The 11,858-nt window shown below is 38.6% G+C and carries 11 protein-coding genes; 1 reads left to right on the top strand and 10 read right to left on the bottom strand.

Going from position 1 to position 11,858, the window contains the following annotated elements; all coding sequences use genetic code 11:
- Positions 1-11 precede the first annotated feature (11 nt).
- Positions 12-845 carry a putative pilus system C39 family peptidase FilB gene (filB, locus tag ACQ7EO_RS03880; RefSeq protein ID WP_034613839.1) on the bottom strand — a complete coding sequence of 278 codons (834 nt, stop codon included), beginning with the start codon at positions 843-845 and terminating at the stop codon, positions 12-14.
- A gap of 209 nt (positions 846-1,054) precedes the next feature.
- A complete protein-coding gene (gene filA / locus ACQ7EO_RS03875; RefSeq protein WP_239044993.1) occupies positions 1,055-1,981 on the bottom strand; it encodes a putative pilus system protein FilA in 927 nt (308 codons plus the stop codon).
- Positions 1,982-2,245: 264 nt separating this feature from the next.
- Here filA and ACQ7EO_RS03870 point away from each other — a divergent pair, with 264 nt between their 5' ends.
- On the top strand, positions 2,246-3,589 hold the full coding sequence (locus ACQ7EO_RS03870) for an anthranilate synthase component I family protein (protein WP_434278906.1): 1,344 nt from the start codon (positions 2,246-2,248) through the stop codon (positions 3,587-3,589).
- Here the strand turns inward: ACQ7EO_RS03870 and hisC are convergent.
- The 8 genes from hisC to ACQ7EO_RS03830 form a co-directional block, all read right to left on the bottom strand.
- Positions 3,586-4,683, bottom strand: a complete 1,098-nt coding sequence (gene hisC / locus ACQ7EO_RS03865; RefSeq protein ID WP_434278905.1) for a histidinol-phosphate transaminase — start codon at positions 4,681-4,683, stop codon at positions 3,586-3,588. The two genes, ACQ7EO_RS03870 and hisC, sit on opposite strands and share 4 nt — an antisense overlap.
- Before the next feature lie 174 nt (positions 4,684-4,857).
- On the bottom strand, positions 4,858-6,159 hold the full coding sequence (gene hisD / locus ACQ7EO_RS03860) for a histidinol dehydrogenase (RefSeq protein ID WP_419313763.1): 1,302 nt from the start codon (positions 6,157-6,159) through the stop codon (positions 4,858-4,860).
- 128 nt (positions 6,160-6,287) lie between these two features.
- A complete protein-coding gene (locus ACQ7EO_RS03855; RefSeq protein ID WP_419313766.1) occupies positions 6,288-6,950 on the bottom strand; it encodes a DUF4272 domain-containing protein in 663 nt (220 codons plus the stop codon).
- 102 nt (positions 6,951-7,052) lie between these two features.
- The gene (gene hisG, locus ACQ7EO_RS03850; protein WP_004723724.1) at positions 7,053-7,748 is read right to left on the bottom strand and encodes an ATP phosphoribosyltransferase; all 696 of its coding nucleotides are present in this window, start codon (positions 7,746-7,748) and stop codon (positions 7,053-7,055) included.
- A gap of 4 nt (positions 7,749-7,752) precedes the next feature.
- A complete protein-coding gene (gene murA / locus ACQ7EO_RS03845) occupies positions 7,753-9,012 on the bottom strand; it encodes a UDP-N-acetylglucosamine 1-carboxyvinyltransferase (RefSeq protein WP_004817645.1) in 1,260 nt (419 codons plus the stop codon).
- 6 nt (positions 9,013-9,018) lie between these two features.
- On the bottom strand, positions 9,019-9,270 hold the full coding sequence (gene ibaG, locus ACQ7EO_RS03840) for a BolA family iron metabolism protein IbaG (protein ID WP_004723729.1): 252 nt from the start codon (positions 9,268-9,270) through the stop codon (positions 9,019-9,021).
- A 137-nt stretch (positions 9,271-9,407) separates the two neighbouring features.
- Complete coding sequence (gene hpf / locus ACQ7EO_RS03835; protein ID WP_034613825.1) at positions 9,408-9,749, bottom strand: ribosome hibernation-promoting factor, HPF/YfiA family; 342 nt, start codon at positions 9,747-9,749, stop codon at positions 9,408-9,410.
- A 179-nt stretch (positions 9,750-9,928) separates the two neighbouring features.
- On the bottom strand, positions 9,929-11,377 hold the full coding sequence (locus tag ACQ7EO_RS03830; protein ID WP_034613871.1) for an RNA polymerase factor sigma-54: 1,449 nt from the start codon (positions 11,375-11,377) through the stop codon (positions 9,929-9,931).
- Positions 11,378-11,858 lie beyond the last annotated feature (481 nt).

The raw sequence follows: 11,858 nt of genomic DNA, 5'->3' as shown, positions 1-11,858 counted from the left end.
TAATCCATCTTTTACTTACGTTTATAATAGAGTCGCATATAAGATGTAATTGGCTGATTGTATGTTGCAGACTTGGTATCTTGGTCAATCACCTTACGCATTGTCGAAGCCTTATCTGCTAATTTATTGGTATAATCTGTTGAATATTGCGCTTCAACTAAAGCATAACGGTTGATTGTTGCATCATCGACATGACGCATATCTGCATCTTGTAGTGCCAACAAGTTACGTTGTTGATCTTTTGGCGCATTGATCACAAATAAGGTGTTATTTTCCCAAATTTGCTTAAATCGCTCTTGATCAAAACTGATATTCCCCAAGGCTGGATCTGCCACATAAACACGACCATCTTTATAAGCTTTAAACACAACAAAATGTTTAAAACCCGCATAAGAAATTGGCACAATCACCGGTTGATTTTGATTGATTAAATCCGTGAACTCACCTCTATAGCCACCGCTTTCATATCCAATTGCAGCGACAAAACGCTTCATATCCAGCAATGAAAAACTTCGTCGCTCAATAATGCGGTTGTATTCTCCAAACCGTAATAAGCCTTCCATGGTTTGCTGTTCGGTTAAATTTGTCCCAACATAGCCATTTAACAATGTTGTTAACGCAGCAGAACCACAGCTATAGTCATATCCTTGACGTACGATGCCACGGAATTGGTTTTCTAAGGCGGGTTTAACATGCACCATTTCACGATGATTACGTGTAAATGATTTATCTCTGGAATCCGCAAGCTCAGTGTAGTAAATCGCATCCTTTGGCTTGGGCTTCACATCTAAGGCGTGGTTGGCAAAATAATACATTAATGCCGAACCTAAAGTAATTTCTATCATAATTTTAACTATCAAGTGTCGGCAGTATTTTGCCTAAAGTGCTGATTTTATTTTTAGAGTGAACACTCTACGTCCCTGTGATTATGAAGATAACGGTTTTTGAAAAAAAAAACAGTCTTTTTTTCAACTTTTGTCGCTTTTTCTCAGCTTTTTTGTAAAAAAAAGACGCATGCTTTGCATGCGTCTTTTTTAAGATTTTAATTCTAGGCTTAGTGACCAGAAATCGACAGTTTTACACCATTTGCTGTTGCTGAACCGCCATTAAAGAATTTCATGCCTGTAATCGCAACATCACCAATCGAACCCGAACCAGTTCCTGTACCAGCGGTTCCAGGCGTACCTGGAACAAAGCCATTACCACCACCCAATACAACTTTAGTTAGGTAAATATCTGTACCTGTTGTACTTTTCATTGCAGTTACAGCCAAACCTTTCGTTGTAACCGCAACATCAGCATCTAAAGCCAAATTAGCTGAACCACTGTCAGTCACTTTTATGCCACCCAGTACGATATAACCACCACCTGCTCCAGAAGCATCTTTCAAGGCCAAGTTACTGATTGATAAACCACCAATCATCGAACCATTCAGTTTAATCATTGCACCTTGAGGTGTATTACCCAATTGAATATTTGCAGTAGTAGAACCTACATTCACAGTCAAGCCACTTAAAATTTCAGCTGATCCAGCATCAGGTTTATATGCACCTGCTGAACCTGTAACATTATTCACTTCAATTTTGCCTAACTCAATTTTTAATGCATTAATTGCAGCAGCGACATTTAAGAATGGTGTACCAGTAGCACCGGCGGTAGCACTACCATCAGTATCAATAACCAAATCAGCTAAATTACCTGTACCGGTTTTAGTTACAACCACATTATTTAAAGTAATTGCACCTGCTTTGCCTGAACCACCAGAACCAGCAGTAACACCAGGAGTACCTGTAGCAGCTAAACCATCACCATCAAAAACATGTAGTTTTGCAATTTCAATTTTATCTGCATCGATACCAATACTGATACCATCCTGACCAGTCGTAGCACTTAGCGCAGCATCATCCATTGCTTGCATCGCCATTGCGTTTGAACTCATAGCCACTGCGGAAACTAAAGCAAGTTTAGTAAATAATTTCATAATCTGTACTCTCCCAAGAGCATTTTTTTTCATTTTTAACCACTCTCCATAGTTCCCTGTTGTTTTTAGTTGTTTTACAACTTAGAACACCAATCCTTGAGTAGTCCGTTTTGCCCTTTTAAATTAACGGTATGTTACTTTTTGTTCAACTGCTGTTTATCAAAAACCCAATTAAACCGATAAACGGTAAACACTTTTATAAGTGCTATTTTCAGGTAGAATAGTGCCTTACAAACCCTTTTTGCGCTTGAGTTAAACCTCCCTATGTTTCGGAAGTTATTAGATTTTCCATCAAATAGCACTGCAGATTTATTACACCGTCTTGACTCATTATTCGGTTGTATCTATTTAAAAAACGCGGGCGAAGACATTGTTGCTTTTTCACCTGAACAATACTGTATCTCAACCCAGCAACAACTTTATCGTTATACCAGAAATCATTTTACCCATTATCAAAAAGATAAAAGCGATCCTCATTTAAAACACTTCTTTAACTTCACCGCTCAATCAGCCCCGAAACAGCACAGTTTTCAGGGTGGATATATGGGTTTTATTGACTATAACTATGCCAGTCAGCAATATGTTGATGCTCAAAGCAAATCTCAGCCCAATTTTTACATGGGTATTTATAAAACATTTATCAAACAAGAAAATGAGCAATTCTTTTTTTATAGTTTAGAAGCCTGTGCAGAAGAGTTTTTCAACTTTATACAAGATTTATTAACCACACCAGTCACCCAGAATCAAAGCTTTAAACTTTTATCAAACTGTACTGCGACGTGGACAAAGCCACAATATGATCATGCATTTACACAAGTTCAAGAATATATTAAAGCGGGTGACTGCTATCAAATTAATTTAACTCAAGAATTCACTGCAAAAGCACACGGTTTACTTTTAGATACTGCCGAAAAGTTTTGGACACTCACAGATGCCCCCTATTCGGGTTATTTAAAAATCAATGATTTTGAATTACTGAGTTGCTCACCTGAGTTATTTATTGATTTCGAAGCTGAGCGTAAAATTATCACCAAACCCATTAAAGGAACAATGCCACGTTATGACGATCCAACTTTAGATGCACAATCAAAAAATGCTTTGATTCAGTCTAAAAAAGATCAAGCAGAGAATGTCATGATTGTGGACTTATTACGCAATGATCTCAGTGTCTATGCTGAAACTGGCTCAGTAAAAACCCCAAAATTGTTTAATATTGAATCTTTTAACCAAGTACATCATATGGTGAGTGAGGTGACTGCCACTTTAAAGCCAGATGTCAATCCATTTGAGATCTTATTTACAGCATTGCCGGGTGGTTCAATTACTGGTGCACCCAAAATTCGTGCGATGCAAATTATTGAAGAACTCGAAAGTGCACCAAGAGGTGCTTATTGTGGTTCACTGGGCTATTTTAATTTTGATGGAACCGGTTCTTGGAACATTTTGATTCGTTCAATTCAAAAATATCAAGATGAAGTATCATTGTGGGCAGGCGGTGGAATTACTATTGCTTCAGATTGTGATGCAGAATATCAGGAATGTTTTGATAAAGTTGCTGCCATGCTTGACTTACTCAATACATGGCATCAACCTCAACATGAATCCTAGACTAAAATCTCATGTTTTAACGTATCAACAAGGCGTTGATTTTGTTCATCTGTACCAATAGTGATACGTAAGAATTGATCAATACGTGGCTTATTAAAATATCGAACAATAATGCCACGTTCACGCAAGGCTTTCGCCAATTCACCAGCATCTTTTGAGGGTAAACACGCAAAAATAAAGTTAGCTGAAGATGGTAATACTTTAAACCCAAGCGCCGCTAAATCTGCAACCAGTTTGTCGCGACTTACAATGACTTTTTGACATTGTGCTACAAAGTATTCTTGATCTTCAAATGATGCGACAGCTGCAGCTATTGCAAAACGATCAATTGGATAGGAGTTAAAACTATTTTTAACAGCTTCCAATGCGGCAATCAAATGTGGCTGTGCAATTGCAAAACCAACGCGTAAACCCGCCAAAGAACGCGATTTTGAAGTCGTTTGGCAAACCACTAAGTTTTCGTATTTCTCAACCAGACTCACAGCTGACTCAGCACCAAAATCCACATATGCTTCATCAATCACAACCACCGAATCAGGGTTAGCTTGCAGGACCTGTTCAATTGCCGACAGCCCCAATGCAATACTGGTTGGCGCATTAGGGTTGGTAATGATAATCCCACCATTCGGCTGCTTATAATCAGCCACGTCAATTTCAAAAGCATCATTTAACGGCAAGATTTTAGTTTGGGTTGAAATTCCAAAAAACTGACTATAAACAGGATAAAAGCTATAGGTAATATCTGGGTATAGAATCGGCTTATCTTGAACAAAAAATGCTTTAAAAATATGGGCTAAAACCTCATCCGAACCATTACCAACAAAGACATTTGCGACATCTACATGTTGTTGTTTCGCAATCGCGTATTTGAGTGCCGATGCATCTGGATCTGGATAAAGTCGCAATACATCTGCTGAATCTATAAGTACAGACTGAACCGCTGCAACCACTTTTGGCGATGGTGGATATGGGTTTTCATTGGTATTCAGTTTTAATAAGTTTTGGATTTTAGGCTGCTCACCTGGGACATACGGTTCTAACTCACGTACTTCAGGACTCCAAAAACGCATTTGCTCAGGGCTAATATTTGGCATTTTTATCTCGTATTTTTTCTCACTTGACTTACTTTATATAAGCGCTCTCACTCTAGGAGAGGGTTTGGGTATTTCGATAGAATCTCCAAACTAAGTCAGTTAAATTTTTACACCCTCATCCACACCCTCTCCCTAAGGGAGAAGGATTTTTACGGATATTGGGCCATTGGTGAATTACTGATAACGATATCTTGCTGATCGGGCATGCGCATCTAAATTTTCTTGTTGTGCAAGAATATCTGCGGCCTTGGCAAGCGATTTTACCCCTTGCTCAGAACACATAATCAAACTTGAACGTTTTTGAAAATCATAAACACCCAAAGGTGACGAAAAGCGTGCTGTACCAGAAGTAGGTAAGACATGATTAGGTCCTGCACAATAATCACCAATCGCTTCTGGTGTATAGCGCCCCATAAAGATTGCACCTGCATGCCGAATACTTTCTGACATCAGCTCAGCGTCATCTAAGCACAATTCCAAATGCTCAGGCGCAACTTGATTAATCAAATCAATGGCTTCTTGGCGATCTTTAACCAAGACCAAAGCACCACGATTTGCAATCGAAGTTCGTGCAATTTCAGCTTTGGGTAGTGCAGCCAAATGTTCCTCAATGGCTTGCTCGACATCATTTAACAGCTGTTCATCAGGCGTAATAAAAATCGCTTGCGCAACCGTATCATGTTCAGCTTGTGACAAAACATCCATCGCCAACCATTTCGGGTCATTATGACCTTCTGCATAAACCAAAATTTCTGAAGGCCCTGCAATCATGTCAATACCGACTTGACCAAAAACAGCACGTTTTGCCGCAGCAACGAAACGGTTACCTGGCCCTGTAATTTTATCCACTGCTGGAATTGTTTCTGTTCCATAAGCCAGCGCGGCAACTGCTTGCGCACCGCCAATCGTAAACACACGACTTACACCTGCTAAATAAGCAGCTGCCAATACCAAAGGATTTAAATCACCATTTGGCGCAGGTACCACCATAATAATTTCTGCTACCCCAGCCACATGCGCAGGTAAAGCATTCATCAGCACAGAGGACGGATAAGAAGCTAAACCACCTGGAACGTAAATACCAACACGGTCTAAAGGGGTGACTTTTTGACCCAGAGTATTTCCTAATTCGTCCACATAAGACCAACCGTCTTGTTTTTGCGCCTGATGGAATGAGCGAACCCGATTGGCCGCCAATTCCAAAGCTTCACGTACTTCTACGGTTAACCCCTCAAATGCAACTTTAAGTTGTTCTTGTGTCAGTTCTAAATCTGAAAATTGATGCGCTGGATGTCGATCGAACTGTTGAGTGAGTTTAAGTACATGTGCATCGCCATGTTGGCGTACATCTGCAATAATTTGCTCTACTGTTTTTAAAAGCTCAGGATCACTCACTGTTTCAAAAGCTAACAAGTCAGCAAAGACTTGTTTAAAGTTCTGCTCTTGAGTCGATAAACGTCGCATCAATTTACCCACAAGGTTGTTTAGGAAAGATTTAGTTTACCTTGTTTTGAGTATCTTGTGGGCAACATCACCGCAACATTTCAACTTACTTTAATAGGAAAGTTTGATTGCAAATCACTTTTGACACAGCAAACTTTTATTTAGGTGCTCACATCTGGGTGATCCCAATCACTATCTGCCTGAATCAGCCAGTTCAATGCACCATGCCGTTCCACAACAATAGATGAATTTAAATTTTCAGGTGCATCCTGTTGCTTTAAACGCGCATTTACACATGCCCAATCATAACGATAAATTAAATCAGCCTGATCTAAAATTTCTTCGCTATCCCGCAACTGGACTTTAGCCATAAATTCTGCAAAGCTATCGCACGACGATACAGCCTGAATGGCAAAATCACAATCAACGATATCTGCTGGATAACTCAACTCATCCACAATCCCCAAAGCCCATAACAATACCCAATAGGCTTCATATTTCCACACCATATTGATGATATCTTGTGCTGAAGCCTCACGCTTTAAAATTGCCTGTTCTTTATCGGTTAAAGCATCTAGCACCTGCATTTTCTTCAAAATATCAAATACAAATAGCTGTGTTTCATCATCATATTGATCATTATTCAGATCACAAGCGACTTGAATCACCCACAAACAAGCAATCGCGCGTTTTGCAATCTGTTCTGCACTGCGCGCTTGCACGTCTTCAGCAGCTTCGATCACAGGTAACCAATCAATATAAGGAATTGAATACTTTTTAAGTTTTAAAATCGACTGTTCTTTGCGCTGTTGAGGTGTTTTCATAAACTCTTTTTTTTAAATCATGGATGGTTATTTTTTAACATAAATTGCATAAAAAAACCGCCTAAAATTAGACGGTATCTTTATCGAACAAACATGAATGAATTAATTGCTCTTTTGACGTTCTTCTACTGCTTTTTCAAGTTGAGTAAGAATTGGATTTAATAATGTTTGCTTACGCTTAAAGCTGGCTTTATTGACAATTAAACGTGAAGATACTTTACAGATTTCTTCCAAAGGCTCTAGACCATTGGCACGCAAAGTATTCCCTGTATCTACCACATCGACAATATAATCACCCAAACCAACCAATGGGGCTAATTCCATTGAGCCGTAAAGCTTAATCACATCAACTTGCTCACCTAAGCTCGCATAATATTGACGGGTTAAATTTACATACTTGGTGGCAATTTTTAAACGTCCTTTAGGGCGAACCATACCGACTTTACCAGCTGTCATTAATTTACAGTTGGCAATCTTTAAATCCAATGGTTCATAGACATTTTGAGCGCCATGTTCCATCAACACATCTTTACCCGCTACACCAATATCCGCTGCGCCATTTTCCACATAGGTTGGCACATCAGAAGCACGTAAGATTAAAATACGAACGGATTTGTGTGTGGTTGGGAAAATTAACTTACGAGATTTATCAGGATCTTCCAATAAGTTAATTCCAGCAGTTTCAAGTAAAGGCAACGTTTCTTTTAAAATACGTCCTTTACTCAATGCCAAAGTTAAACCATGATCAAAATTGCCCATTACGTCAAAGTTTGGATCATCGTTTCTCATATCGCTCATTAACTTACTCGCTCACTCGCTTAATTTGGGCACCTAGACCTTGTAACTTTGCTTCGATATCTTCATAACCACGATCAATATGATAAATACGATCGATGATGGTTTCCCCTTCAGCAGCTAAAGCAGCCAAAACTAAAGAAAATGAAGCACGTAGGTCAGTTGCCATAACAGGTGCAGCAGATAATTTTTCCACACCTGTAACTACAGCATCATTGCCTTCAACCTGAATATTTGCGCCCATACGTGCTAATTCAGGTACATGCATAAAACGATTTTCAAAAATCGTTTCAGAAATTGTTGCAAAACCACGCCCAATGGCATTTACCGCCATGATCTGTGCTTGCATATCTGTTGGGAATTCTGGATGTGGCAAGGTACGGAAGCTGACAGCTTTCGGACGTTTCCCCAGCATGTCCAATTCGATCCAGTCTTCACCGCGTGTGACTTCTGCACCCATTTCTTCAAATTTATCTAAAACAGATTCAAGAAGATTTGGATCAGTATGTGTGGTTTTGACCTTACCGCCCGTTATAGCCGCCGCTGCTAAATATGAACCAGTTTCAATACGGTCAGCAACCACTGAATATTCACAGCCATGTAGACTTTCAACACCAGTGACCACCAAGGTATCTGTATCTAAACCTTCAATTTTTGCACCCATTTTAATAAGCATTAGTGCAAGGTCTGTAATTTCAGGTTCGCGCGCAGCATTACGGATTGTCGTTACACCCTCTGCCAATACTGCAGCAGTTAAAATATTTTCAGTTCCACCGACAGTCACCATATCAAAGATGACTTCACCACCTTTTAAACGGCCATCCACTTTAGCGTGAACATAACCTGCTTCGACCTCAATTTGTGCACCCAAAGCTTCTAAGGCTTTTAAATGCTGATCAACAGGGCGTGAACCAATTGCACACCCACCAGGAAGTGAAACTTTTGCACTACCATAGCGCGCCAACAGTGGCCCAAGCACCAAAATAGATGCGCGCATGGTTTTAACCAGTTCATAAGGCGCAAATTGATTATCCAGTGTAGAGGTATCTGCGATAACCGTTTCGCCCTCATAACTCATGGTGATACCTAAACCACCAATCAGCTTAACTAAAGTGCGAACGTCTTTTAGATCTGGAACATTTTTTAATGTAATCGGTGTATCTGCAAGAATCATTGCAGCCAATAAAGGTAAAGCCGCATTTTTCGCACCAGAAATACGAACTTCACCTTCGAGTTTTACACCACCTTGAATGACAAATTTATCCATTGACGCTTAAGCTCCAAACATACTGGCTTTGCGCCATTCTTCTTTAGTCATTGCACGAATAGTTACCGCATGTACCTCACCACTGGCAATATAAGAATTAAGTGGCGCGTAAACAGCTTGTTGACGAGGAACAGGACGTTTCCCTTCAAACTGATTGTCGACAATACGAAGGTCAAATTTACCTGCTTGTCCACTGACAGCAACTTCAGCATCAGGAAAAGCTGCTTTTAAGATTTCAGTGAGCTGTTCACTATTCATTGCATCGACCTCTTATAGGACTGACAGTGTAAAAACGGGATATTTTACTATAACTCACCGAAATAATTCATTAACTCGTACAAAAAAATATAGATAAAAAAAAGAGGTCTTTTCAACCTCTTTTAAAAATATCAATTTTATGTCGCTAAAACTTCCATTGGTTGATAATCCAACTGCATTTTCCGATGCTTATCTAATTGCCTTTTTAATTTATCTGTCAATTTTGTAATCGCATTATACATATCATCAGCGCTCGCTTGGGCAAAAAGCTCTATCCCCGGCAAACGAACAATTGCCTCAGCAATATGATTTGCACTGCCTTTTTTTGATCTTTTATCCAATTGATGATCTTTACTCAGCTTGACCTGCATACTATTGACCTGATCAATATGCTTGGTCATCTGGGCAAATCGATCTCGAATATTTTCTTCTATTGCTGGTGTAATACTTAAGTGATGTCCACGGATTGTAATTTGCATAGCTTTATCCCTCTCCTTATATAGGAATATGAAAGTCATAACCCAAACGATCTCATGACAGCATTCACCAAGGAAAAAACTGTGCTCAATATCATGCAATCATTTAAGTTACTCCAAAAGACAAAAAGCGATTCATTATTTCGTCATAATGAACAATTAGAATAGCCACACTTTAAAATTTAGATCAACACTTTTCGGTCAGATGAAGACGGAATATGTAACGATTCACGATATTTTGCGACTGTCCGTCGTGCCACATCAATCCCCTCTTCTTTTAATAAATTGGCAATTGTATTGTCTGACAACGGCTTACGTGGATTTTCATCTGCAACAAGCTTTTTGATTTTTGCTCGAATGGCTGTCGACGATGCTTCTCCTCCAGAAGTTGTTCCCACATGACTCGAAAAGAAATATTTCAGCTCAAATAGACCACGAGGTGTCAGTAAAAACTTATTGGTGGTGACACGGGAAACTGTTGACTCATGTAATTCAACTTCTTCTGCAACATCTCGCAAAACCAAAGGTTTCATTCCTTCAGCACCGATTTCTAAAAACTCACGTTGATGTTGCACAATGCAACTTGCGACTTTTAATAAAGTTTTATGACGCTCATCGACACTTTTAATAAAGTTTTTCGCTTCAAGCATTTGATTGCGTAAATATTGGTTATCATCACTTTGATCAGCACGTTTAATCATGCCTGAATAAAATGAGTTAATTCGAAGTTTTGGTAAAATATCTGGGTTCAGTTGAACATACCAATGGTCATTTTTCTTGGACACCACCACATCTGGAATTTGATAATCTGATTCTTTTTGCTCAAATTCAGCACCTGGATAAGGTTTAAGGGTTTTCAATAAATCAATTGCTGACTTTAATAACTCGGCATTTAAACCCGTTTGCTTAATCAGTTTATTTAAGTCATTACTGACCAAAAGCTCATAATGTTTCAACAACATTAGCGCTTCTTTCCTAAACAGTGTGGTGGTAGCTAAAGCCTCAATTTGCACAAAAAGACATTCTGCAAGACTACGAGCACCAATACCAATCGGTTCTAAGCGTTGGATATGTTTTAAAACAACCAGAACCTCATCCTCTTCAACCTCAATGTCATAATCCATTTGTTGTAGTAGATGCTGTACTGAGCTGACAATTTCTTCAATATCGGCAGCCAAAAATCCTTTTTCATCTAAAGCATCGACAATGCAATACGCAATTAACTTATCCACTGGAGAAAAATGCAATAAATTGACTTGCCCCAACATATGTTCTTTTAATGATGCTTCTGAATGACGATTGTCTTCGCGATCTTCAAATTCAGGGCGTTCCATTGCAGTTGATTGATGGGTATAGACATCATCCCAATCCGTATCTACAGGCAGCTCATCAGGTAAGTGGTTGGCATTTAAAGAATCGGAAAGTTCATATTCTTGTTGTTCTTGTTTTACATTTTCAGGGCTTTCATGTGTCTCTTCTTCAACTTTTTCAAGCAAAGGATTACTATCAAGTTGAATTTGAATTTCTTGTTCAAGCTCCAAACTCGATAATTGCAGTAATCGAATGGCTTGTTGCAGTTGTGGCGTAAGCGACAACGAATTTGCAACTTTTAATCCAACCGATAACTTCATACCCATAATTCCCACACTGTATTATTTCATTTCATCTTATGTGAATAAGCAATGCAAAATTCATGCCTACTGATTTTTTATATCACAGGAAATGGATTAGGACCAGTAAAAAAATGAATACCTTAGATAAAAATGTTTGTTATTTATCAATTAAAGATAAATTTTAATTATGTCGTTTTTTTATTCAATTTTCTAAAAAGACCTCTGATCCAGATCTGTTGAAATAGTCATCAATTATATAAATAGAGATTTAAAACCTATAAGCAAAAATAAATGGCTTTAGGGCTATTTATTTCAAAATATTTAAATAAAATAGGTTCCACTTTGTGAGACCAGTCACATTTCTACTTTGTGAAATTTATTATTTTTATCCTTTACTTATTGGAATAGTGAGTATAAAAATAATGATATAAAGAAATATGATGAATCGTAGTTTCAAGGAAAAGGTTTGGCACGATAACTGCTTAATTTTAGAAACGAG

Source organism: Acinetobacter sp. CE-15 (genome assembly GCF_051059255.1).
GTDB lineage: Bacteria > Pseudomonadota > Gammaproteobacteria > Pseudomonadales > Moraxellaceae > Acinetobacter > Acinetobacter guillouiae.
The sequence above is the reverse complement of the archived record's forward strand: the minus strand, read 5'-3'. Positions and strand labels throughout refer to the sequence as shown.

What these genes read in the sequence shown, in the direction of transcription:
- filB (WP_034613839.1), bottom strand. Translation starts at nt 845, where the DNA reads ATGATAGAAATTACTTTAGGTTCGGCATTAATGTATTATTTTGCCAAC.
- ibaG (WP_004723729.1), bottom strand. Translation starts at nt 9,270, where the DNA reads ATGAATAGTGAACAGCTCACTGAAATCTTAAAAGCAGCTTTTCCTGAT.
- murA (WP_004817645.1), bottom strand. Translation starts at nt 9,012, where the DNA reads ATGGATAAATTTGTCATTCAAGGTGGTGTAAAACTCGAAGGTGAAGTT.
- ACQ7EO_RS03855 (WP_419313766.1), bottom strand. Translation starts at nt 6,950, where the DNA reads ATGAAAACACCTCAACAGCGCAAAGAACAGTCGATTTTAAAACTTAAA.
- ACQ7EO_RS03870 (WP_434278906.1), top strand. Translation starts at nt 2,246, where the DNA reads ATGTTTCGGAAGTTATTAGATTTTCCATCAAATAGCACTGCAGATTTA.
- filA (WP_239044993.1), bottom strand. Translation starts at nt 1,981, where the DNA reads ATGAAATTATTTACTAAACTTGCTTTAGTTTCCGCAGTGGCTATGAGT.
- hisG (WP_004723724.1), bottom strand. Translation starts at nt 7,748, where the DNA reads ATGAGCGATATGAGAAACGATGATCCAAACTTTGACGTAATGGGCAAT.
- hisC (WP_434278905.1), bottom strand. Translation starts at nt 4,683, where the DNA reads ATGCCAAATATTAGCCCTGAGCAAATGCGTTTTTGGAGTCCTGAAGTA.
- hpf (WP_034613825.1), bottom strand. Translation starts at nt 9,749, where the DNA reads ATGCAAATTACAATCCGTGGACATCACTTAAGTATTACACCAGCAATA.
- ACQ7EO_RS03830 (WP_034613871.1), bottom strand. Translation starts at nt 11,377, where the DNA reads ATGAAGTTATCGGTTGGATTAAAAGTTGCAAATTCGTTGTCGCTTACG.